The organism is Embleya sp. NBC_00888 (assembly GCF_045207655.1).
GTDB lineage: Bacteria > Actinomycetota > Actinomycetes > Streptomycetales > Streptomycetaceae > Embleya.
Window position 1 is genome coordinate 4,810,819 of record NZ_CP108785.1, and the last position, 24,814, is coordinate 4,835,632.

The 24,814-nt window shown below is 71.3% G+C and carries 14 protein-coding genes and 1 pseudogene; 10 read left to right on the forward strand and 5 right to left on the reverse strand.

Annotated features, from left to right (window positions below; translation table 11 throughout):
- Positions 1 to 47: 47 nt before the first annotated feature.
- The 5 genes from OG948_RS55375 to OG948_RS55395 all read right to left on the reverse strand — a co-directional run bounded on the left by OG948_RS55375 (position 48) and on the right by OG948_RS55395 (position 5,399).
- Entirely contained in the window at positions 48 to 794 is a 747-nt protein-coding gene (locus OG948_RS55375; protein ID WP_331773619.1) for a methyltransferase domain-containing protein, read from the reverse strand.
- A gap of 52 nt (positions 795 to 846) precedes the next feature.
- On the reverse strand, positions 847 to 1,725 hold the full coding sequence (locus OG948_RS55380) for a polysaccharide deacetylase (protein WP_331772678.1): 879 nt from the start codon (positions 1,723 to 1,725) through the stop codon (positions 847 to 849).
- Between the two features lie 156 nt (positions 1,726 to 1,881).
- Positions 1,882 to 3,039 carry an NADH:flavin oxidoreductase gene (locus tag OG948_RS55385; RefSeq protein WP_331772679.1) on the reverse strand — a complete coding sequence of 386 codons (1,158 nt, stop codon included), beginning with the start codon at positions 3,037 to 3,039 and terminating at the stop codon, positions 1,882 to 1,884.
- 13 nt (positions 3,040 to 3,052) lie between these two features.
- On the reverse strand, positions 3,053 to 3,721 hold the full coding sequence (locus tag OG948_RS55390) for an urea carboxylase-associated family protein (RefSeq protein ID WP_331772680.1): 669 nt from the start codon (positions 3,719 to 3,721) through the stop codon (positions 3,053 to 3,055).
- A gap of 112 nt (positions 3,722 to 3,833) precedes the next feature.
- Positions 3,834 to 5,399, reverse strand: coding sequence for a PucR family transcriptional regulator (locus OG948_RS55395; RefSeq protein ID WP_331772681.1), 1,566 nt, complete (start codon positions 5,397 to 5,399; stop codon positions 3,834 to 3,836).
- A gap of 125 nt (positions 5,400 to 5,524) precedes the next feature.
- Here OG948_RS55395 and OG948_RS55400 point away from each other — a divergent pair, with 125 nt between their 5' ends.
- The 10 genes and pseudogenes from OG948_RS55400 to OG948_RS55445 all read left to right on the forward strand — a co-directional run bounded on the left by OG948_RS55400 (position 5,525) and on the right by OG948_RS55445 (position 24,706).
- Positions 5,525 to 7,084: a cytosine permease gene (locus OG948_RS55400; RefSeq protein ID WP_331772682.1), complete on the forward strand. Its 1,560-nt coding sequence runs from the start codon at positions 5,525 to 5,527 to the stop codon at positions 7,082 to 7,084.
- Between the two features lie 142 nt (positions 7,085 to 7,226).
- A complete protein-coding gene (locus tag OG948_RS55405) occupies positions 7,227 to 8,624 on the forward strand; it encodes an amidase (RefSeq protein WP_331772683.1) in 1,398 nt (465 codons plus the stop codon).
- Positions 8,625 to 8,843: 219 nt separating this feature from the next.
- A complete protein-coding gene (locus OG948_RS55410; RefSeq protein WP_331772684.1) occupies positions 8,844 to 9,224 on the forward strand; it encodes a hypothetical protein in 381 nt (126 codons plus the stop codon).
- A gap of 98 nt (positions 9,225 to 9,322) precedes the next feature.
- On the forward strand, positions 9,323 to 9,661 hold the full coding sequence (locus OG948_RS55415) for a MarR family winged helix-turn-helix transcriptional regulator (protein WP_331772685.1): 339 nt from the start codon (positions 9,323 to 9,325) through the stop codon (positions 9,659 to 9,661).
- Positions 9,662 to 9,686: 25 nt separating this feature from the next.
- Complete coding sequence (locus OG948_RS55420; RefSeq protein WP_331773673.1) at positions 9,687 to 9,830, forward strand: hypothetical protein; 144 nt, start codon at positions 9,687 to 9,689, stop codon at positions 9,828 to 9,830.
- A gap of 154 nt (positions 9,831 to 9,984) precedes the next feature.
- Positions 9,985 to 10,239, forward strand: a pseudogene (locus OG948_RS55425) (helix-turn-helix domain-containing protein); the annotation flags it as partial.
- Between the two features lie 1,054 nt (positions 10,240 to 11,293).
- Entirely contained in the window at positions 11,294 to 12,283 is a 990-nt protein-coding gene (locus OG948_RS55430; protein ID WP_331772686.1) for a phospholipase, read from the forward strand.
- Positions 12,284 to 12,514: 231 nt separating this feature from the next.
- Positions 12,515 to 13,207: a TetR/AcrR family transcriptional regulator gene (locus tag OG948_RS55435; RefSeq protein WP_406300775.1), complete on the forward strand. Its 693-nt coding sequence runs from the start codon at positions 12,515 to 12,517 to the stop codon at positions 13,205 to 13,207.
- 880 nt (positions 13,208 to 14,087) lie between these two features.
- Positions 14,088 to 24,482, forward strand: a complete 10,395-nt coding sequence (locus tag OG948_RS55440) for an amino acid adenylation domain-containing protein (protein ID WP_331772688.1) — start codon at positions 14,088 to 14,090, stop codon at positions 24,480 to 24,482.
- The gene (locus OG948_RS55445; protein WP_331772689.1) at positions 24,479 to 24,706 is read left to right on the forward strand and encodes an MbtH family protein; all 228 of its coding nucleotides are present in this window, start codon (positions 24,479 to 24,481) and stop codon (positions 24,704 to 24,706) included. Before OG948_RS55440 ends, OG948_RS55445 begins: the two co-directional genes overlap by 4 nt.
- The last annotated feature ends 108 nt before the right edge of the window (positions 24,707 to 24,814 follow it).

Here is a 24,814-nt window from a genome sequence, read left to right on the forward strand (position 1 = left end):
GGATCGAGGACGCTGTGGGCCCGCACTTCCACCGGGCTTGGGAGGTGTCAGGCCAGGTCGGCGATGACGAGGCGGTAGCCGACGTCGATGCTGTCGTGGGAGAGCAGGTCGGCGTAACGGGTGTGCCAGCGGCCGGTGTTCAGGTCGTCGGCGAGTCGGGCGAGGCCCGGGGCGAGGGCGTGTTCGCCGGTCTGCGCGAGCATGGAGATGCCCGCGCGTACCCGGGGGTCGAGGTAGGCGTGCGGTCGGCGCCAGTACGCGGCGCCGAATCCGTCGGTGCAGTCGTGGGGTACCGGGACCGGCTCCCGGCGGGCTCCGCCGAGCAGATCGGTCAATCGGTCCAGGTCCATCGCCCGCGCGTCGTCGAACTCGGCGGCCTGGGGCAGGTAGTCGCGCACGAGCCAGAAATTCTCGCGGAAGATCCGCTGATCCCAGGTCAGGACGACGATGCGGCGGCGGGCGACGCGGCGCAATTCGGCGATCCCCGCCGCCGGGTCGGTCCAGTGGTGGACGGTGAGCAGGGCCATGGCCGCGTCGACCGCCCGATCGGGCAAGGGCAGGTGTTCGGCGACCGCTTGCACCGCGGGCGCGGAACCGGGTGGCCGCTGGGTGATCATGACGCGGCTGGGCTCTATCGCCAGGACCGTGTGCGGCGGTTCGTAGGAGCCGGTTCCGGCTCCCACATTGACCACGTCCGCCGCGTCCGCGAGCGCCGCGGCGATTTGTGCGGCGATCCGCGGATCCGGCTGTCGGGTCCGCGTGTACGAGATCCCGATCGTGTCGTAGACGTCCATGCGGTCCAGTATGCGAGCGCCGCCGACGGGCATGGGCCGAGTGTCTCCGACGTCACGCGGGCCCAGGCGGAAATGCGCCCAGCGAGTCCGCGGGCGGCGGTGCCGAGGGGCGGGTGGCGAGATCGGCGTCTTCGGCAGCCAGCTTCGCCACGTCACGGCAGCGCAGGAATGTCACGTCGCCGCGGGAGAGCGCGTGTTCGATCAGCTTGCGCAGTGCCATCGCGCGAGACGGACGTCCGGTGAGGAAGGGATGGTTCGTCAGGTTGAACAGGCTTCCGTAGTGGGCCATCGCGTCGATCTCGTCGGTCCACATCTGCAGGACCTTGCGGGGGGATTCGACGACGGATCCCACGTGTGGGGCCGGGAGGAAGGCGTACTGCTCCCAGTCGTCGAGCGACCAGTGCACGGGTAGCTCCGTGACGACGCCCTTCGCCGTGGGGATGCGGTAGGGGCGGTCGTCGCCCATCAGCGACGAGTCGTACAGGAGCCCGTGGTCGGCGACCAGCTCGGCGGTTTCGTAGGTCGCCTCCCAGTTCGCCGCCCGGTGACCGCTGATCTCGATGCCCTGCGCCGCGAAGACCTCCATGCCGCGCTCGAAGTCGGCGCGTTCCTCACCCGGCGCCAGGCTCGTCGGCGGGCGATGGCTGTAGGAGTGGTGGGCGACCTCGTGACCGCGGTCGACGATCCGGGCGGCCAGGCCCGGGCGGCGCTCGGCGACCCAACCGGGGATGAAGAACGTCGCCGGCACACCCGTCTCGTCGAGCAGGTCGAGGATGCGCGGTACGCCCACGTCGGGTCCGTACGCCTGGTGCGACATGGTCGACGCGTGCGCGGCGTAATGGCGTCCGTGCGCCAGGATCGGGGCCTCGGCGTCCACATCGAAGGTGAGGGTGGCCACAGCCCCGGCACCGTTTCGCCATTTGTCGCTCATGTGTACCTCGGCTGGTCGTGTCGGTGTCGTTGTCGCGCCGGTCGCGTCGCGACGCGCGGTCGCCGCGTTCGCGTCTCGACGGGTCCCGCGGCGGCGCGGGAATCGTACCCGCGCCACCGCATCGGACGTGCTGTCGGGAAGGAGATCACCCGGAGATCACCCGGCGTCGCGCTGCTCTCGCCACCGGCGCGCGTTCTCCAGAGTGGCCATCGGCTGCATCATCGCGTGGTCGAAGCGGTCCAGTGCCGCTCCCTTGGTGACAAGGTACGGCAGGTCCGGGTTGGCCAGCGCACCGCGGCCGATGGACAGGACGTCCGCGTGCCCCTCGGTGAGCAGTCGTCCGGCCTGGTCGAGCTTGTGCATGCCGCCGTTGGCGATCACCGGGAGGCCGGTCACCCGGCGAGCCAACGCGGTGATCGTCTCCCCGCCCTCCAGCTTCGCGGTCTCGAGCCAGTCGCGTCCCTCACTGGCCACGTGCAGGTACGACGCTCCCGCCTCGGCGACCGCGCGGAAGATGGTCTCCGCTTCCGCGGGGCCCGCCCAGCGGTGCGTGAAGTCGTTGACCTTGGTTTGCGAGAGGCGTACGCCGACCACGAAGTCCGGTCCCAGGGCCACCCGAATGCGATTGAGCACCGTGGCGGTCAGGCGGACGCGGTTGTGCGCGTCGCCGCCGAACCGGTCGGTCCGCTCGTTGGTGTAGTCGGTGAGGAACTGGTCCAGGAGGTAGCCGTTGGCCGCGTGCACCTCGACGCCCTGGAATCCCGCCCTGTGGGCGTTGACCGCCGACGCGACGAAGCCCTCGACGGCCTCCTCGATGTCGTCGGGCGTCATCGCGCGGGGGACGTCCCACGGTCCCGAGCCGCCGTATTCGGGCATCTTCTCCCCGCGGGGCCGAACGGCGGAGGGCCCCAGGGTCTCGGTGCGGTAGTGGTTGCCCTGGGACAAGGCCCCGGCGTGCATCAGTTGCAGGACGATCGGCGTGCCGGCGGCCTTGACCCGGTCGACGATCGACGTCCAGGCGGACACGTGCCGCCCGGCGACGATGCCCGGCTGGCGGGCGTAGCCCTGGCTGAACGTGGTGTCCGTGTAGGTGCCCTCGGTGATCACCAGTCCGAAGCCGCCCTTGGCGAACTGGGCGTAGTAGTCGGCCATTTCCGGGGTCGGGACCCCGTCCTCGGTGGCGGACACCCGGGTCATCGGCGCGACCGCGAAGCGGTTGTCCAGGCGTAGCCCGGCGAACGTGAGGGGCTCGGTGGCCGGATGGCCCGCGACAGGGGTGGTCGTGGCAGGCGTGGCCGTGGCAGGCGTGGTCATCGCAAGTTCCGTTCTAGAGTCGGGTGTCGGCCGGGTCGGCGGGTGTTTCGCCGAACGGGTCGGTGGTGTCGGGGGAGTGGTCGATCAATTGCAGTTCGAGCGCGGTGGGTGTCCCGTCGTTGATGTCGACGAGGTCCTGGGGGCAGGCGGAGACCGCGACGACGCAGTCGACGAGAGCTTCGAAGGTGATGCTGTCTCCGGCGCCGGTGGAGGCGCTGACCCAGTCGAGTCCGCCGCCCACGCGCACCGGGATGTCCATGAAGACGTTGACCGGCTGTGGGATGTGGGACACCGGGCGGCCGATCTCGGCCATGGCGGTGCGCAGGTTGTCGGCGCAGGACGCGTGACCGGGTGCCCCGAGCGCCGTGTAGCGCGCGGCGTCGCACGCCGCGATGAGCATGTCGTGGCGTCCGGGGGAGGTGTCCGCGGCGAGACGCAGGATCGGGCGGCGATGGTTGGTGACGAAGTGCTCGCCGACGTCGGGGAAGAGTTTGCTCAGGTGTGCGCGGGTGTGGGACGCGCTCAGATGTTCGCCGGAGTCGTCGTCGGTGAACGCGAATACGTCTCCGACCTGGCGGCCTTCGACGTCGACCACCCGCAGCCGCTGTCCGGCGGCGACGCGTAGTGCGCGCCCCTCGCGGGCCGGCACCTCGATCCGGTGTACCCGGAAGGTGAGTTCCATGTCGCCAACTCAAACACGCGCGGTGCGCGGACGGCAGGAGAGGATCCGACACTGGATGAGGCAATATGGTGTCGGATCATCCCCCCTCTGGAGAGGATCTCTCCGAGGGTGCTCACGGCCCCGTCATCGCGTCCGCCTGAAGCGCGAGAAAGAGGTCCACCCGGCCGTCGATGAGGAGCGGGTCGCGACCGGTCAACTCACGGATTCGGGCCAGTCGCTTGCGCAGCGTGTTGACGTGGACGAACAGAGCCTCCGCGGTCGCGGAGAACTGCGCGCCGCGGTCCAGGAACGTGCGCAGCGTGATCTCCAACTGGGTATTGCGGGAGGCGTCCTGCTCGCGCAGCGGGCCGAGTAGCGTGTCCGCCATGCGGCGCAGCACGGCGGGGTCGATCTGGCCCAACAGCGCGGAGTACGACGGCAGTTCGGCGAACGTCGCGACGCTCGGTCCGGAAGCCTGTCGGGCCAGGATCCGACAGGCCTCGCGTGCCTCCACCAGCGGGGTACGCAAGGGTGCGCCGGGCGTGGTGACGCCGCTGTAGCCGAGGACGACGCGGCGATCGGGGACGCGTCCGCCCAGACGCGCGACGAGGCCGGCGAGCCAGGCGCCGAGATCCTCCTCGTCGTCCCGCCAGGTGAACAGGCAGATGATGTCGCGGCCCCCCGGCGCGATGACGGCCGGGAGGCCGGCGGCCGCGAATGCCACCTGTGCGGCCTCGGCCAGTTCGTCGAGGACGGCATGGTCGCCGTGCGCCGGGGCGATGGCACACATCGCGGTCGGCTCGCCCGTGTCGAGGCCGAACCCCTCGAGCCGGTGCGCGAGTTCCCGGGAAGCGCCGAGGCCCGACATGATCATGTCGACGAGTTCGGCGGCGAACCGCGACTCGATGGCCCGTTCGGCGCGCCGCCGGGCGGTCTCCAGGCTCAGGAAATGCGCGCACTGCTGGAGGGCCGTCTGCTCGAACTCGCCGATCGCCGACGGTGGGCCCGGGCACACGAGCGCGGCGTCGGGTTCGCCGAAAGCGCCGACCAGGAACAGGGTCACGGTCCGGTCGTCGTCGATGCCCACCTCCAGCGGGGGCGGACGTCGGGTCAGAGCCGCGGCGACGGCCGCCGCCTCGTCGTCGCCCAGGTGCATGCCGGCCTCCGCGAGCCGTCGTCCCGAGCGCTCGACCACCGCCAGCGGCAGATCCACCTCCCGGCGCAGGACGTGCAGCGCTCCCTCGGTGCCCGCGCCCCGGGAGATGGCCTCGGCCAGCGCGTCACCTCTGCGTACCGACGCCTCCAGGCTGTCGTGCCGCCGGCGCGCGTAGGCGGCGGCCGCGGCGTGGGAGAGCGCGGTGAAAGGGACCTCGACCGCCAGTTCGAGCAGCGGCAGGTTCGCCTCGCGGCATGCGGCGACCAGGTCGGACGGTGTCCGGCGGACCGACCTGCGCAGTCCGAACACCACTCCGGCGGCGTGCGACCGACGCACGTTCGCGACGAAGTCCGCGGCGTCGGTGTGCTCGGCCCACAGGCCGTTGGTCATCACCAATTCGCTGCGGCCGACGTATGGCGAGGGGTCGGGCAGCTCGGTGTTGTGCACCCAGGCCACGTCCGCGTCCAGCGCCCCCGGCGCGCCGGTCACGAGGACCGTCAGCCGCAACTCTTCCGACTCGGCCAGCGAACGCAACGTGAACATGGTGTGGATTCAACCATCGATCGACCCCGAAAAGGCACTTTCTCTCCACTCTCCGGCAGTGGCGCTCCGGTGGTTCCGTGAAGTCACTCACAGCCGACGTATGTCGCTGACCCCCGGAGGAAGTCATGTCGCCCAACGCACCACACGAGACAGGCGGGACCCCGACGAAGGCAGTCTTCGACCCGCACGGGATCGATCCGATTCCGGCATCGGGTCGCGATTCGACCGCGTGGGAGCAGTTCTGGATCTGGGCGGGCGCCAACATCGCGCCGATCAACTGGGTGCTCGGGGCACTGGGGGTGACCCTGGGCCTGAGCCTGGTCGAGACACTGCTCGTGGTCGTGGTGGCCAACATCGTCGGGTGCGCGGTCTTCGGCGTGTTCAACCTGATGGGACACCGCACCGGCGTCAACCAGATGGTGCTCGGCCGCTCCGCGTTCGGCCGTCGCGGCGCGATCCTGCCCGGCGTGATGCAGGGCCTGCTCGCGATGGGCTGGGTGGGCGTGAACACCTGGGTGGTCCTGGACCTCGCCATCGCGATGCTGGACGAACTCGGCATCACCGGCGGGGCCGGTCTGCAATACCTGGTGGCCGCCGTCATCATGGCCGTGCAACTGGGGCTGGCCCTGTTCGGGTTCTACGCGATCCGCACCTTCGAGAAGTGGACGGTGCCCCTGACGGTGGTGGTCATGGCCGTCATGACGGTGGTCGCGCTCACCCAGGTCGACCTGGACTGGACCGGGTCGACGGCCACGTCCCCCGGCGCCAAGTTCACCGCCGTGACCCAGTTGGTCACCGCGATCGGCGTCGGCTGGGCGGTCAGCTGGCTCCCGTACTCGGGCGACTACAGCCGCTTCGTCAGACCCGGTACGTCCGGTCGCAAGGTCGTGTGGGCCACGGCGCTGGGGATGTACGTGCCCACGGTGTGGCTGGCCGCGCTGGGCGCGTGTCTGGCGAGTTCCGGGGAGAGTGGTGACCCGTCGCAACTGGTGATCGGCGCCTTCGGAGGATTGGCGCTGCCGGTGCTGTTGCTCGTCATGCACGGCCCCATCGCCACCAACATCCTCAACCTGTACTCGTGTTCGCTGGCCGCGCTGTCGGTGGGTCTGCGAGCGGCCCGATGGAAGGTCACCCTGGCGTCCGGTGCCGTGGCCACGCTGGTGCTGCTCGTCTTCCTGCGATCCGACAGTTTCGCGCACGCCTTCGACAACTGGATGACATCGATCCTGGTGTGGATCAGCCCCTGGGCAGGCGTGGTCGTCGTCGACTTCTTCGTGGTGCGCCGCGGCCGGCCGGACGTCGCCTCGCTGTACGAGACCGGGCCCGCCTCGCGTTACCCCGCGTTCAACCGCCCCGGTCTGATCAGCCTGGGCCTCGGCATCGTCGCGGCGTGGAGTTGCCAGTACGGCCTGGTTCCGGTCATGCGTGGGCCCGTCGCCCGGGCTCTCGGCGACATCGACCTGTCCTGGCTCGCCGGGCTCGGCGTGGCGGGCGGGTTCTACTATCTGCTCTCGCGCGCGGCGGCGGGGCGAAAGGTCGGGGCGTCCACCCCTCCCGTTCGGACGGACCCGGCTCCGAGCGAGGACGAACCGGTCGGGGGCAGAGCGCCGGCCACGGGCTCGGCCACTTCCGCCACTTCGGCGGACGGGAGCACGGACACGCCGAACGTGGCGACCGTCCGGTGATCCACCCGCGCCGTCGGCCCGCCTCCTGCCGGGGGCGGGCCGACGGGGCGGGACCGGCCCTGGGTCGATCCACCCACGACCGCGCACGACCGCGCACGACCGCGCACGACGACGCACGACGACGCGATACGAGGGAACGCACATGACGACCGACCGCAAGGTCGAGCCGACGATCTCCGGCTACTTCACGAACCACACGCTCGCGGACCTCGCCGACGCCCTGCGCGCACGACACGTCACGGCCGTGGAACTGGCCCACCACGCGCTCGACTCGATCACGAGACTGAACGATCGGCTCAACGCCTTCGTCGCGGTCGATCCGGTCGGGGCATTGGAGGCGGCGGAGCGGGCCGACCGCGAGTTGGACGCGGGCCGCGATCGTGGCGCCCTGCACGGTATTCCGGTCGCCGTCAAGGACCTCATCGACGTCGCGGGCCTGCCGGCGACCTATGGATCGGCGCACTTCCGCGACCACGTCCCCGCCGTCGACGCGGCCTGTGTGACCCGGCTTCGCGAGGCGGGCGCGGTCATCGTCGGAAAGACCACCACACACGAGTTCGCCTACGGCCCGACCGGCGACCGTTCTCTCCAAGGCGCTTCGCGCAATCCGCACGACCCGAGCCGCATGACCGGTGGATCCAGTGGTGGCAGCGCGGCGGCGGTCGCGGCGGGAATGGTTCCGCTGGCTCTCGGCACCGACACCGGCGGTTCCGTACGCATCCCCTCGGCACTCTGCGGCGTTCACGGATTCAAGCCCGCCTTCGGAGCGTTGCCCACCGAGGGCGTCTTCCCGCTGGCGACGGCCTTCGACCACATCGGCATCCACGCCCGCGGCGCACGGGACTGTCTCATCGCGCACCACGTGCTCGCAGGCACCGCGCCGGAGCTTGCCCGGACGGCCGCTCCGCTCCGGGTCGCGTGGCTGGACACCGGCGGACTGGGACCCATGGACCCGAGGGTGGCGCGGTCGGCACGGGCCGCACTCGAACAGCGTGTCGGCCCCGTCCCCGACGTCCCCTTCCCCGGAGCGGCGCGGTTGCGGCAGGCGTTCCTCGCCATTCAGGGCCGGCAGGCCCATGCGGTGCACGCCGACCGGATCGAGCGCGAACCCGGTCTGTTCGATCCGGAGGTCCTGCAACGCCTGCGCGTTGCGGGCGCGGTCGGGGACGACGAGGTCGGCCACGCACACCGCGTCCGGAGCTCCGCGGCGCGGACGGCGGCCCGTCTCTTCGAGGAACACGACGTGCTGGCACTGCCCACGGTGCCGGTGGTGGCACCACCCCTGGGCTGCCGGGACCTCGATGTCGCCGGTACGCCCGTCGAGGTCCGCGCGCTCCTGCTTTCCTTGACCTTCCCCTGGAACCTCGTCGGCGTTCCCGCGCTCACGCTGCCGGCGGCTCCCGTGGACGGACTCCCCACCGGCCTGCAACTGGTCGCCCCGACAGGCCGCGAACACGCCCTCTTCCACATCGCGGACCTCCCGACACGGGCCGAGGCGACCATGCCTGTTTCGGGGCGACTTCCCGGGGCCGCATCCTGATTCCTGGGTGCAGGGCACGAGTTCGGGCGGGGCCGCGGTCGTCGGTCTCGCGAGGGTGTGGCCCGAAACCCGGACCGCGCCCGGCGGTTCGCAGGGGCCACGCAGTCCCTTCGGGGTGGCCGGGGCGTCCGAAACAGTTTTGGATCGATCAGTTGGGTCGGAAGGTTGCAGACGGCCTGGACCTGCAAAAATGTATGCGAGTAGCATATAATTGTTGGTATGGAGTCGAGTCTCGAGACAGCCGTCAACGAGTGGCACGCGAGCGTGAACGAAGGTGACCTGCGGCGTTCGGCGAGGGCGGTCGGGAACCCGATCGTCGTCCTGGGTCCGAAGGGTGCCGGTCCGATCACACCCGAGCAGTTCGGAGAGTGGGTGGAACGCTCCGGGATCAAGCTGGTCCCGCAGGCGTGGTACCCGATCAGTGACCGCTTGATGGTTGTCGAGGAGGACGCGACCTGGCCCGAGAGCAGGACACCGACGCGTGTGGCGACGGTCTTCCGCGCCACCGCCGGCAAGGTGACTGCCGCGCTGCGCTTGTCCGACCTGAAGTCGGCGCTCGAACTGGCCTACATCTGCCGTGAGATGGCGGCATCCGAATGAGCGGCCGGGGGCCGGGCCAGGTTTTGTTCGGTTTCGTCCGGCACTGGTCACGCCGATCTGTGGCAAGTGATCCTGGGGCGGCTGAACAGGGGCGACTCGTGCTGGTCGCCGAGGCAGTCCACGCTCTGACCGCACGCGGGGTATCGGCGACCGTGAATGCGGTCGCCCACGAGATCGGTATCGACCAGAGCGGAGCCTCGCGGCTGATCAAGGGTGCCACCGCAGCCGGTTGTTTGGTCATGGAGGCATCTCCGATCGATGGACGACGGCGCGAAGCGTCCCTCACCCCCGCGGGCCGATCCATGCTCGAACAGGCTCACCGCCGGCAGGAGCAGGTCTTCGGCCGGCTGACCGCCGACTGGAGTGAGCAGCGGCGCCGTGACTTCCGGCAGGCCATGACCGAACTGATGGACCAGTCCTACGCGATGGACGCATGAGCCGCGCCACCGGCCGATTGTGGCCGTGCAGATCAAATCCGGGCCGAGCTTCCTCAAGTCCCCGACGAACAGCGGCTGGGGGTTCTACCGCAGGACCGACCACGCGGACCACTGGTGCGGCGTTCCCGGCTCCCGCACCAACCTCACCAGCACATGCCGAGTCGGGTGAGGAGTCGCTCATTGCTCTTCGCTCAGCGAGGCCCGTCCGGTGCGTTGGTTGTCGACCCACATGCCGAGTCATACCTGGACCCCCTCGTTCGACCCGGCCGCGCCTACGGTCTCGACGTGCGCACGCGGCGCCTCCGGATGAGCCTCGCGTTCGGGGTGGACCACCGTTGCAATGGCTGGTCAACGCCCGAGTGGGCGTCGCCCGTGAACTCCTGGAGACCACCGACCACTCGATCGATCAGGTGGCTCGGCAATGCGGGCTGGGCTCGGCGGCGAACCTTCGGCTGTACTTCCGACGCTCCGTGCACACCACGCCGACCGCCTACCGAAGCACCTTCACACGCCGCCCCCCGGCCGCCACGCCCCTGACCTCCGCGACGCGAACGGACAGCGAACCGAAGGCCGGATAGCACCAGGACCAGTTCGGAGCCGGCGCCTCGGCGGGGCCTGGGCACACAGCCGGTCGATGCGTGGACAGCCCAGCTGAACCGGGACTTGGGCGCTGGCAGGACGCGTGTCCGAGAAGGCGACCAGCGCCTCGCCCAGCCACGCGGCGAGCCCGGCGGGAGAGTCGAGCAGGGAGTAGCCCAGGGTCTGGGGGAGCACACTCTGGACGATCACAAGGGTGGGGCCGGTCCGCGGGAACCTGTCGCGTTTGGCGATCATGCGCTGCTCCGCCTCGTCGGCCGTTGCCGGGTCCTCGGGCAGGGGCGACGCGATCGGTATGGTCGGATGCAGCGCGGCGACCCGCTCGGGCGCCGGCCGGGCCGACTCGGTGCCGATGCACGCGCCCCAGTCGCCGCCGTGCGCCCCCGAAGCGCTGATAACCGAGCCTGGTCATCAGGTCCGCCCAGGCACGTGCGGTACGGCCCGGGTTCGAGCCGGGTTCCCGGGGCCGCTCGCTGAAACCGAAACCGGGCAGAGCCGGTACGACCACGTCGAAGGCGTCCGCGGCGGAACCGTTGTGCGCGACCGGTCCTCGTCGGGGTATCGCGCCGCCGGTACGCGGGCATCCGTCCCGCCATGCCCGCCCCCGGTCGGTGTTCGGCGTGGCGGGACGGGCGGTGCACACCTCGCGCCGGCAGGGGTGGGCGCCGTGGCCGAGCACGGGATGGTCGTGTGAGGCGATCGCGTGGCCGCGCGTGTTGCGTGGCGGATCCGTTGGGTGCGGAGCCGGTCGGGATACGACACGGCGGGCTCACGCAACCCTCATGCAACCCGAAGCGTGGCTGCGGCGTGACGATTGTGGATGCTCGCGTCGAGAACCCGGCGCAGGCAACCGAAACACCAACTGCCCACGGCGTTGCGACGATCGGGGGTCGGCCTCCGGTCGGCTCACCGAGCGGGCGTTCTCGCCGGAACCTGCGGCAGCCGATCCGGCGCGCACCCGCCCGCCGACGCCGACGCGGATGTCGACGATCGGTGGTCGTGCGCTTCGGGACACCTATATGAAGGAGTAGCTTCGTGACCACTCACCTACGGGGTGTCACCCGCCCACGGACGTTACTGGCGCTGATGGCGGCCCTGTGCGGGCTCGTCGCCACCACCGTGCTCGGTTCGACTCCGGCGGCGGCGGCCGATCAGCGTCAGGCGATCTATGACATCGCGCATCGGGTCGACACGCTGGACGGCGTGGACGCCGCGATCAACCATGGTGCCAACGCCATCGAGATCGACGTCTGTGCCTGGTGGAATCCGAACGAGTGGCGTGCCTGGCACGACTGTTCCTCGGCCGGTGAGAACCGGCTGGGCCCCAGCTTCGACGCCATGCTCGACCGCATCTTGTCCAACGCCAACGCGGGGCGCCGGCTGGCGCTGGTGTGGCTGGACATCAAGGACCCGAACTACTGCGGGGAAGCGCCGAACCGCACGTGCAGCGTGGCCGGACTGCGGGACAAGGCACAGCGCCTGACGGCGGCCGGGATCCAGGTGCTCTACGGCTTCTACGAGTACCACGGCGGCAGCACCCCGGACGTCGGCGGCAGGGGCTGGAAGAGCCTGGAGGGCAGGCTCGGCCCGCTGGAGGGCATCACCACGACCGGGACCCGCGACAAGGTCGTGAACGCGTTCGACCGATCCGGTTCCGGATTCCCGACCGGCCGGCGGGTGATGGACTACGGCGACAGCGACATCAGCAAGGGATTCGGCAACTGCACCGAGGCCACCTGGAACACGTGCGCCGAATTGAAGAAGGGCGCCCGGGACCGCGCCGCCGGACGACTCGCGGCCACGCTGTCCTGGACGACCACCTACAACGATCCGTGGTACGTCGACAAACTCCTGGGCGACGCACGCGTGGACGGCATCATCGCGGGCTACGGGGCCTTCACGGGGGTGCGCGACTACGACAACAACTGGCAATGCGGCAACGCCGTCAAGATGGTCCGTGACTGGGTGAACGCACACAGCGGCACCCACCGCATGGCCAACAGCGGCGACCGCCTGTTCAGATAGCACCACGCGGCCCGGGGGCGGATGAATACCGTTCCGCGGTCCGCGAGTTGCTCGGGGCCGTCGGCCGCCGTCCCGGCCGATGGCCCCTCCTCCGTGCCCTGGGATCTCCTGGTCAAGGCGGTGCAAGTGCATACGGACGCCGTTTGCGCCGCGAGGATCCCCTGCGCCGCTGCCCTCGGTCGCCGGTACTCGGCGTGATCGTCACGAACATGTTCGGGATAGGCTCCGGTCATGAGATTCACCGACAGCGCACCGAGTCCCCGCAGTCGGCGAGCGCGTCCGGCGAAACCCGCCTTGACCAGGCAGGGGATCGTTGACGTCGCACTCGTGATCATGCGGGAGGAGGGGCTGAAGAAGGTGACGATGCGTCGCATCGCGACAGCTCTCGACACGGGGCCGGCGTCGCTGTACGTCTATGTCCGCGATACCGGGGACCTGCATGCGCAGATCCTCGACGCCCTGCTCGACCCGGCCGCCTGGACGCCGCCCCAGGGCGGTACGTGGCGGGATCGGCTCAAAGCGCTGCTGGCGAACTACGCGGAACTTCTGATCGCCCATCCGGAGCTCTCCCGGATGGCGCTGTCCACGCAACCCAACGGCCCGAACCACATGGCCCTGGCCGAGGCCGTACTCGACCTCCTCCGCGAGGGCGGCGTGTCGGATCACGCGGCCGCCTGGGGGCTCGATCTCCTGCTGCTCCACCCCACGGCCATCGCGGTCGAGCACGGCAACCGGGAGTCCCCCGGGCAGCGCGCCGACGACCCGACCGAGCGGATCGCCGCAGTGGACGCGGGGCGCTATCCCAATATCGCCCGGCTCGGCGGCGAACTCACGTCCGGAGACGGGCCGACTCGCAGCAACTGGTGCTTCGATGTCCTCCTGGACGGAATCCACGCCGCATCCGCACGCCCCCGCACACCGTGAGAGGACGGAACGCGGGCTGATATCCGGTCCGTTGGCTTGTCCACGTCAACCGGAAGCCGTTCGACAAGGCCTTCGGGAGGCGCCGGGATTCGCCAGGGTGATGCTCACGCGTTCCGGTAGCACCCCATCTCCTGCGTCGCGAGCATGAGAGTGCTCGTCGTCGTGACGGGGCCGGATGCCTCGGGATTCCCGGACCGATCCGTACGCGGCGATCCGCCGTGAGGGCCGCGCGGAGTTGGGGAAGCCGGCCTTGATACGGCAGAACACAGTCTGGGCACCGATCGAACGGGCACATCGCCTGTGGCCGGACCCGAACCGACCCCGCCGCGAGTGATTCACCCTCGAGGCGGGCCCGACCGGCCGACAGGTCCGCCTCGTCGCTCCGGACGGAAGCACGTACGCCGTGGACGCTGTGACGCATCGGTCGGGCCGCCCGGCGGGCCGGCATCGGAGCGGGTCCGCGGGGTGGCCGATCGTCGGGCATCGGGATGCGCGGTCTGCGAAAGTCGCGCCCGGCCGCCTCGGCCTCGACGTGTGTCGAGCCGAAGTTCGCCACGTGTCGTCCGGGCCCGCCAAGCGGCCCAGGGGTGTTCACCCGTTCGTAGTGCGTCGCGCCGGTTTCGTTGCCCGGTCGGCTAACCCTCTGGTTGGCTTTTCGTATGTTCGGAGGAATGCCGCGCGGAAGACAAGGCGCGGTCGGCGATCGGTGCACAGGCACGCTCGGACGGCCCGAGCCGGGAGTCGCCACGCACACCGCGGATGTGGCGGCAGCCGCTCTCGTGGCTTTCGTTCCTCGGCAGTGTTCGCCCGGGTGGCGCACCCGACCGACCCCGCAGCCGCGGTTCCCCGTCCGTTGTCCGAGACTCCCGGAGGTCTTCCGTTGTCCAGCCCTGGCGCCACGATCGTGTCCGATCCCGACCCGGAGCCCGGTTCGAACCCCGTGGAGGGGCACGAGGGAGCCGTCTCCGGTGCGCTGCCGCTGACCTGCGCGCAACGGGAGTTCTGGCTCGCCGAGCAGCATTCCCCCGGTGGGGGAGCGGCGTACCGGGTCGCGGAGTGTGTGGAGATCCACGGCCCGGTCGACGCCGCGCTGTTCGAGGCCGCGCTGCGGCAGACCGTGTCGGAGACCGAGGCGGTGGGGGCGCGCGTCATCGAGGGCGAGGACGGCCCGGTGCAGATCGTGGACGCGGACCCGGACTTGTCGTTCCCGCTTGTCGACGTCAGCCGTGATGCCTGCCCGGAGGCGGCGGCGCGGGCGTGGATGACAGCGGACATGGACACCCCCATGGACGTGTCTCGCGGTCCGTTGTTCCGGTTCGCGTTGTTGCGACTGGGGACGGACCGCTGGTGGTGGTACGGCAGCAGTCACCACCTGGTGATGGACGGCTTCGGTTTCGCCCTCGTCGCGCGCCGGGTCGCGCGGGTGTACACGGCCATGGTCGCCGGCAGGGCGACGGGAGCCTCCCCGTTCGGGTCGCCGGCGTATCTGGTGCGGGCGGACCTGGACTACCGGACCTCGGGGCAGTACGACACCGACCGCGCGCACTGGACGAAAGTGCTCGCCGACCTGCCCGACCCGGCCCCGCTGCCCGCCCGACCGGACCTCGCACGCACGGAAGTCGGCGCAGGCGACGGCCTGTGGTTTCCCGGTGGCGCCCGGAGGACCGAAGCGCGCCCGATGGCATCCCCGGAGGCGCTGCGGAAGGCGACCGAGCAGACCGGGACACAGCGGTCGCGCTACGTCGTCGCCGCCGCGGCGGCGTACGCGCACCGGCTGACCGGCGCGCGGGACGTGCTGCTCGGCCTGGTCGTCTCCGGCCGCTCGCGGCGTGACCTGCTCAACATCCCGGGAGTACTGGCCAACGTGGTGCCGCTGCGCCTGAAGCTGCATCCGGCCATGCCGCTGGCCGAGTTGCTCTCCCGAGTCGACCATGCGGTGGAGCAGGCGGTGGCGCACGAGCGCTACCGCGGCGAGGACATGACCCGCGACCTCGGCCTGCCCGACCGGATCGGCTCCCGGTTCTTCATGATCGTCAACGTCATGACGTTCGGCGCCTCCCTCACGTTCGCCGGCCACCGCTCCACGATGCACAACCTCTCCCGGGGAGCCGTAGCCGCCCCGACGCTGGTGGCCCTGGAGCAACGGGACGGGGCCGGGATGCGGTTGGAGCTGCACGCCGCCGCGGACCGGTACGGCGACGCGGACCTGGTCGACCACCAGACGCGGTTGCTGCGCCTGCTGGACGCCATGGCCACGGCCGACCCGGATCGGCGCATCGGCGCGTTCGACCTGCTTTCCGACGGTGAGCGCCGCGAGCTGGTGGCCCGCCGCGACGAGGTGCCGGCCGAAGTCGCGGACACCAGCGTGCCCGGGCTGTTCGAGGTCCGCGCTCGCGCCACCCCGGAGGCCGTCGCCGTGGTGTGCGGGGACGACGCCGTGACCTACGGGGAGTTGAACGCCCGTGCGAACCGGCTCGCGCACACGCTGATCTCCCGCGGTGTCGGTTCCGAGGACATCGTCGCCCTCGTTCTGCCCCGCGGCGTCGAGATGGTGACCGCGATCCTGGGAGTGCTCAAGGCCGGTGCCGCGTATTTGCCCATCGAACCCGGCTGCCCCGCCGCGCGGATCGTGGCCACGCTCGCCGACACCGGCGCGGCCCTGCTGCTCACCCATACCGCGATCCGCGCCGCGATCGATCCCGCCCCGGGCACGGATTCGCTGCTGCTGGACGCCCCTTCGACGGCGGCGCTGCTGGGCAACTGCCCCGATTCCGATCCCGCCGCCGCCATCGATCCCCGGCATCCGGCCTACGTCATCCACACCTCGGGTTCGACCGGCCGACCCAAAGGTGTGGTGATCCCGCACCGCAACGTGGTGCGGCTGCTCTCCACGACCCGACACCTCTTCGCGTGCGGTCCGCACGACGTGTGGGCGCTGTTCCACTCCTATACCTTCGACGCCTCGGTCTGGGAGATCTTCGGCTCGCTGCTGCACGGCGGGCGCCTGGTCGTCGTCCCCCACGACACCACCCGCTCCCCGGGGAAGTTCCTGCGTCTGCTGGCCGACGAGCGCGTGACGGTGCTCTGTCAGACACCGTCCGCGTTCCATCCCCTGATGCACGCCGACCGCGAAGCCCCGCAGGTCGGGCAGGCGCTGTCGCTGCGCATGGTGCTGCTCGGCGGCGAGGCCCTGGACCCCGCCCGCCTGGACGACTGGTACAGCCGCCACGGCGACGACGCGCCCGTGCTGGTCAACATGTACGGCCCCACCGAGACCACGGTGTACGCCACCCACGCCGCGTTCGACCGGGAGACCGCCGCCGCGGCGGGCGCCAGCGTGATCGGCACCGCCCTGCCCGACCTGCGCGCCCACATCCTCGACGCCGCCCTGCAACCGGTACCGCCCGGCGCGCCCGGCGAGTTGTACCTCACCGGCGAAGGGCTCGCCCGCGGCTACCTCGACCGGCCCGGCCTCACCGCCGAACGCTTCGTCGCCTGCCCGTACGCGGGATCGGGCGAAAGGATGTATCGCACCGGGGACTTGGTGCGCCGGCGCGCGGACGGCGCGCTGGTCTACCTCGGCCGCGCCGACCGGCAGGTCAAGATCCGCGGTTTCCGGATCGAACCCGGCGAGGTGGAAACCGTCCTCGCGGCGCATCCGGACGTGGTTCACGCCGCCGTCGTCGCCCGCGAGGACCGGCCCGGGGACAAGCGCCTGGTCGCCTACATCGTCCCGACCCCCGGCGGTGCGCGGGCCCAGGACCTGCGCGAGCACGCGCGAGGGCACCTGCCCGACTACATGGTCCCGTCGGAGTTCGTGACCCTGGACGCGCTTCCCCTGACGGTGAACGGCAAGCTGGACACCGCCGCGCTACCGGCTCCCGAGCACCACCCCGGTGAAGGCGGCCGGGCCGTGCGCACCCCACACGAACAGGTGTTGGGCGAGTTGTTCGCCGAGGTCCTCGGCGTGCCCCGCGTCGGCGCCGACGATTCCTTCTTCGACCTCGGCGGCCACTCCCTGCTCGCCACCCGCCTCATTTCCCGCCTCCGCGCGGTACTGGGCGTCGAGGTGGGGATCCGTACCCTGTTCGAGGCACCCACGCCGGCCGGCCTGGCCGCCCGGCTCGACGCGGCGGGGCCGGCCCGGCCCGGGCTGCGCCCGCAGCACCGTCCGGCGCCGCTGCCGTTGTCGTTCGCCCAGCGCCGCCTGTGGTTCCTGCACCGCATGCACGGCCCCACGCCCACCTACAACATCGCCCTCGCGCTGCGCCTGTCCGGGGAACTCGACCCGGCGGCACTGGAGCAGGCCCTGGGGGACGTCGCCGTGCGACAGGAGAGCCTGCGCACCGTCTTCCCCGTGTCCGAGGACGGGATGCCCGGTCAGCAGGTCCTGGACGAGGGGCGAATCCGTCGGCACCTGTCCCTGGCGGTGACCTCCGTCGGCGAGGCGGAGCTGGAGGACCGGCTCGCGTCGGCGGCGCGCCGCGGTATCGACCTGGTGACCGAACCGCCGGTTCGCGCCGAACTGTTCGCCCTGGCCCCCAACGAGCACGTGCTGTCGTTGGTGGTGCACCACATCGCCGGGGACGGCTGGTCGATGGGCCCACTGGCACGGGATCTGACGGCGGCGTACACCGCGCGGCGCGGCGGCGAGGCACCCGCGTGGAAGCCGCTGCCGGTGCAGTACGCGGACTACACCCTGTGGCAGCGGGACCTCCTGGGGGATCCGGCGGATCCCGAAAGCCCGGCCGCCCGCCAACTGGCCTACTGGCGACAGGCGCTGGCCGGCCTGCCCGAGCAACTCGCGCTGCCCGCCGACCGGCCACGCCCCGCGGAGGCCACCCACCGCGGCGCCACGACCGACATCACGCTGGGCGCCGACCTCCATGCCGCCCTGCTCGAACTCGCCCGCGAACGCGGGGTGAGTCTGCACATGGTCCTCCAGGCGGGTCTCGCCGCCCTGCTCAGCCGCCTCGGTGCCGGGCACGACATCCCCATCGGCACCCCGATCGCCGGGCGCACCGACGAGGCCCTCGACGACCTGGTGGGGTTCTTCGTCAACACCCTGGTCCTGCGCACAGACACCAGCGGCGACCCCTCGTTCACCGAAGTCCTCACCCGGGTTCGCGACACCAACCTGGCCGCCTACGCACACCAGGACCTGCCCTTCGAACGCCTGGTGGAAGAGCTGAGTCCGGCGCGTTCGCTCGCGCACCACCCCCTGTTCCAGGTGATGCTCGTCCTCCAGAACACCCCCGCCGGGACATTCGAGCTCCCCGGCCTGCGGGTGAGCGGCCGACCGACACCCACCGGCACGGCGCGCATGGACCTGACGCTCAGCCTCACCGAACGGCACACGCGCGACGGCGCCCCGAACGGGATCGTCGGCACCGTCGAATACGCCACCGACAGTTTCGATCCGGCCACCGTCGAGGCGCTGACGGACCGGTGGACGCGCCTGCTGGTGTCGGTGGCGGCCGACCCCGACCGGCCGATCGGCCACGTGGAGCTCATGTCGGCACAAGAACGCCGACGAGTGCTCCAAGAGTTCGACCGGACCGCTCCCGCGCCGCCGGGACGGTCGATGCCGGCACTGTTCGCCGCACAGGTGGAGGAAACACCGGACGCCCTCGCGTTGATCGCCGGCGACGGCGAGCCGACCTATCGGGAGCTGAACGCCCGCGCCAACCGGCTCGCGCATGCCCTGATCGCCCGAGGCATCGGCCCCGAGGACATCGTCGCCCTCGTGCTGCCCCGCTCGGTCGACCTCGTCGTCGCGATCCTGGGCACGCTCAAGGCCGGGGCCGCCTACCTGCCCGTCGACCCAGCCTCCCCGGCCGCCCGCATCCGGTCGATGCTCGAGGACGCCCGCCCCGCGCTCGTCCTCGACCACCCGGAGATGGTCACCGTCCTGGGGGAGGAACGCCCGGCCACCGACCCGGGCATCGCCGTCGACCCCCGGCACAGTGCCTGTGTCATCTACGATTGCGACGCCACCGGCCGCCCCGAGGGCGTGACCGTCACCCACGCCGGCATCCCCCACATGGCCGCCACCCAGATCGCGCAGCTCGGACTCGGCACCGGCAGCCGCGTGTTGCTCTCTCCCGCCTTCGACGTCTTCGTCCGGGACCTGTGCGCCGCCCTGTTGTCCGGCGCCACGCTGGTGCTCACCCCGGTGGCCGACCCGTTGTCCGCGCTCGCCGACCCGCCGTCGGGGCCGGCGCACGCCACCGGGCCGGCATCGGCGCCGGCCGGTGCGGTCGCGCCCGACGGCCCGGCGACCACGCCGGCCGTCGCCGGCGAGGCGTGCCCGGCGAGCCCGGTGGACCGGTGGGCGCCCGAGCGACGCACGATCAACGCCCACGGTTCGACCGAGGCCACCGTATCGGCGACGACGCGTGCCCCGTTCGCCTCCACCGGCTGCGCCCCGCCGATCGGCGGGCCCGTCGCAGGAATGCGCGCCTACGTGCTGGACGCCGCCCTGCGGCCGGTGCCGCCGGGAGTGATCGGGGAGCTGTACCTCGCCGGGGCGGGCTTGGCCCGCGGCTACCTGGGTCGGCCCGACCGGACCGCCGAACGGTTCGTCGCCTGCCCATGGGGCCGGCCCGGCGAACGCATGTACCGCACCGGCGACCTCGCGAAATGGCGCTCGGACGACAACGGACCGGAGCTCTGCGGCCACACCGACGACCGAGTCGAGATCCGCGGTGTGCGCATCCGACCCGGCGAGATCGAAACCGTCCTGGCGAACCACCCGGACGTGGACCGGGCCGCCGTCGTCGTCCACGAGGACCGGAACGGCGACAAACGCCTGGTCGCCTACCTGGTCCCCACCGCCGGCCGCATCGCGCACCCCTCGGACCTGCGGGCGCACGCACGCGAGCAGCTGGCCGAATCCATGGTCCCCTCGACGTTCACGACCCTGGACGCCCTGCCGCTGACCACCGACGGCGAACTCGACCGCTCCGCGCTCCCCGCACCCGAACACCGCCCGGCCGAACACCGGCGAGCCCCACGCACCCCGCAGGAACGACTGCTGTGCGAACTGTTCGCCGAAACCCTCGACCTCCCACACGTGTCCGCCGACGACAACTTCTTCGAGCTCGGCGGCCACTCCCTGCTCGCCACCCGCCTCACCTCCCGCATCCGCGCCGTCCTCGACACCGACGTGGAACTGCGCACCCTCTTCGAAGCCCCCACCCCGGCCGACCTGGCCGGGCGACTCGACCAGGGGAGCCCGGTCAGGCGGCCCGCCCTGGGTCGCGGGCAACGCCCCCGGAACGTGCCGCTGTCCTTCGCCCAGCGCCGCCTGTGGTTCCTGCACCGCCTCGAAGGCCCCAGCCCCACCTACAACATTCCCCTCGCGCTGCGCCTGACCGGCCGCCTGAACCGACAAGCCCTGCACGCCGCCCTCGCCGACGTGGCAGCGCGACACGAGAGCCTGCGCACGGTATTTCCCCAGTCGGAAGACGGAGTGCCGCACCAGCGGGTGCTGGACGCGACGCAGACCCGTCGGCACCTGTGTCTGCCCGTCACCCGGCTCGACGAGAGCGACCTCGGGGAGCGGCTCGCCGCCGCCGCCCGGTACTCCTTCGATCTCGCCGTCGAACCGCCACTGCGCGCGGAGCTGTTCATCACCGGACCGGACGAGCACGTGCTGCTGCTCCTGGTGCACCACATCGCCGGGGACGGCTGGTCGACGGGCCCGCTCTCGCGCGACCTGACCCGCGCCTACGCCGCCCGGGCCCGCGGCGAGGAACCCGCATGGGAACCGCTGCCGGTGCAATACGCCGACTACACCCTGTGGCAGCACGATCTGCTCGGCGACCCGGCCCACCCCGACAGTCTCGCCGCCCGCCAACTCGCCTACTGGAAAGGCGCCCTGAACGGTCTGCCCGACCAACTCCCACTACCCTTCGACCGTCCCCGCCCCGCGGCCGCCACCCACCGCGGCGAGCGCCTCGCCTTCGAACTCGACGCCGGAGTGCACGCCGCCCTGACCGATCTGGGCAGATGCCACGGCGCGAGCCTGTTCATGGTCCTGCAGGCCGGGCTCGCCGCCCTGTTCACCCGCCTGGGCGCAGGCACCGACATCCCGATCGGCAGCCCCATCGCCGGACGCACCGACCAAGCCCTCGACGACCTCGTCGGATTCTTCGTCAACACCCTCGTCCTGCGCGCCGACACCTCCGGCGACCCCACGTTCACCGAACTCCTCGCCCGCGTCCGCGACAACGCCCTGACCGCCTACGCCCACCAGGACCTGCCGTTCGAGCAACTGGTGGAAGAACTCAACCCCACCCGGTCGCTGTCCCGACACCCGCTCTTCCAGGTGCTGCTCGGCCTCCATCCCGCACCGGCACAAGACCTCGCCCTGCCGGGACTGCGCGCCGGCGCCGTGCCCCTGGACACCGGAACCGCCCGGGTCGACCTCGCGTTCGGCCTGGAGGAGCGGTACGGTCCGCACGGCGATCCCGCCGGTGTGGACGGCATGCTCGAGTACGCCACCGACCTGTTCGACCGGTCCACGATCGAGACGCTGACCGCACGATGGACCCGACTGCTGCGGGCAGCCGCAACCGATCCCGACACACCCATCGGCCGCATCGACCTGCTCTCCCAGGACGAGCGATACACGCTGCGGTCCGGCACCGGGCGGACCGAGGCACGGGACGAGGCCGTGCCGTGGGCCGCACTGCCCGAACTGTTCGCCCGGCGGGCGCGGGCCACGCCGGACGCGCCGGCCGTGATCGCCGGCGACACGACCGTGACCTACCGGGAACTGGACGAGCGCGCGAACCGCCTTGCACACGCCCTGATCGACCGTGGGGTGCGACCCGAGAACACGGTGGCGGTCCTGCTGGAACGCTCCCTCGACCTGGTCGCGGCCCTGTTGGCAATCGTCAAGGCCGGAGCGGTGTACGTGCCGCTGGACCCGCGGTTCCCGCCCTCACGCATCGACCTGATCATGCGCCGGACCGACGCGGTGCTGCTGCTGACACCCGACACGCTGACCACGCTCGAACGGGGCGACCACAGCGACGCCGACCCGGACATCGCCTGCCACCCGCGCCGGCTCGCGTACGTGATGTTCACCTCCGGGTCGACCGGCGAACCCAAGGGCATCGCCGTCACCCACCACGACGTGGCCACGCTGGCACTGGCCCCCACCTGGCGCGGCGGCGCCCACGAGCGGGTCCTCGCGCATTCGCCCACCGCGTTCGACGCCTCCACCTACGAACTGTGGACACCCCTGCTCAACGGCGGCACCGTCGTCCTCGCCCCACCCGACCCCCTCGACGTCGACACCCTCCACCGCGTCCTCACCCGCCACGCGGTGACCGCTGTGTTCCTCACCTGCGGACTGTTCCACCTGATCGCCGAACAGCAACCGCACTGCCTCGCCGGCGTGCGCGAGGTGTGGACCGGCGGCGACGTGGTCTCCCCGTCCGCCGCCGCCCGGATCCGGCAAGCCTGTCCCGGCACGCTGGTGGTACACGTCTACGGCCCCACCGAGACGACGACGTTCGCCACCCACCACCGGCTCGGCCCCGTGGTCGCCACCGATCGGCCGCTGCCGCTGGGCCATCCCATGCCCGGCATGCACGCCTGGGTCCTCGGCGCCGCCCTCGACCCGCTGCCGCCGGGAGTGACCGGCGAGCTGTACCTCGCCGGCTCGGGCGTCGCCCGCGGCTACCTGAACCGCCCGGCCCCGACCGCCGAGCGGTTCGTGGCGTGCCCGTTCGGTGCGCCCGGGGAACGGATGTACCGCACGGGCGACCTCGCCCGATGGCGCGCGGACGGCGCGGGCCTGGAATTTTGCGGACGAGGCGACCAGCAGATCAAGATCCGCGGGTTCCGTATCGAACCCGGCGAGATCGAAGCCGTTCTCACCACGCACCCCAGCGTGGCCCAGGCCGTCGTCACCGCCCCCGAGGACCGACACGGCGACAAACGCCTCACCGCCCACCTCGTGCCCACGCGGGGCGAGAGCCCGACGGTCCCGCAACTGCGCGCGTACGCGCGAGAGCACCTGCCCGAGTACATGGTCCCCTCGGCGTTCGTCCTCCTCGACGCCATGCCGCTGACCCCCAACGGCAAACCGGACCGCGCGGCGCTGTCCGCCCCGGAACACCGGCCGAACGCCAAGGACGACACCCGCACGGCTCCACGAACCCCCCACGAACAGGTCCTCGCCGAACTGTTCGCCGAGATTCTGGATCTGCCGGCCGTCGGGACCGACGACTCCTTCTTCGACCTCGGTGGCCACTCCCTTCTCGCCACCCGCCTCATCTCCCGAATCCGCGCCGTCCTCGGCGTCGACATCGCACTCGGCACCCTCTTCGAGACACCCGCCCCGGCCGGCCTGGCCGAGCGAGCGGGGGCGGGTCGCCCCGGTGACGTCATGGAGGTGGTACTGCCGCTGCGCCCGCACGGAAGCAGGCTGCCACTGTGGTGCGTTCATCCCGCCGGCGGCATCGGCTGGGCGTACGGCGGGCTGTTGCGCCACCTGCACCCGGACCAACCCGTGTACGCGCTGCAAGCCCGTGGCTTGAGCCACCCGGAATCGGCGCCCGCCTCGGTCGAGGAGATGGCCGCCGACTACCTGGAACAGATCCGCGAGGTGCAGCCGGAGGGGCCGTACCAGTTGCTCGGCTGGTCCGCCGGCGGACTGATCGCGCACGCCATCGCCACCGAACTGGCCACGCGCGGCGAGCACACGGCGTTGTTGGCCGTTCTCGACGCCTACCCCCTGTACGCGATCTCCGCCCACGAATCCGCCCTTCACCGCGGAGCGGAACACCTGGCTGTCGTTCTCGACTGTGACCCGGGCGCCTTCACCCCCCTTCCGGCGACCTACGACAAACTCGCTCGGGTGCTGCGCGAACGGGAGCACGTCCTGGCCGGTCTCCAGCCGGACCAACTCGCGGCCGTCGCGGCCGTGTTGGACCACAACGCGGTGGCAGCGCACGCGTTCACCCCCGGCGTGTTCGACGGGGACATGCTGCTGTTCAAGGCCACCACGGACCGCGATCCGCGGATCCCCGAGCCCACGGCGTGGCGCCCGCACGTGCGCGGGCGGATCGAGGTCCTCGAGATCGCCGCCCGTCACAACGGGCTGATGCAACCGGACGCGCTCGCCCGGATCGGCCCCGCCCTCGCGGCTCGCCTCGACCGGATCGCCGCGACCCTCCCGGCCGGCACGCCCGACCCCGACCCCGTTCCCGCCGGTGCACCGGCACCGGCAGCGCACGACCGGAAGGAGCTGACATGACCCACACGACCAACCCCTTCGAGGACAACGACGCCACCTACCTCGTCCTGGTCAACGACGAGAACCAGTACTCCCTGTGGCCCGCAACCCTCGACGTACCCGCCGGATGGACCGTGGCGCATCCCGAGGACAGCCGCCAGACCTGTCTCGACCACATCGAACGCACCTGGACCGACATGCGTCCGCAAAGCCTGATCAACGCCATGAACGCCCAGGGGCAATAGCACAGCAGGAGCCGGCGGCGACCCGGCGCGGGCCGCCCGGCCGGCACCGGTCCGCGACGGGGCGCCCTCGATCGGCTTCGGACCGGTCGAGGGCGCGTGTCGAACCCG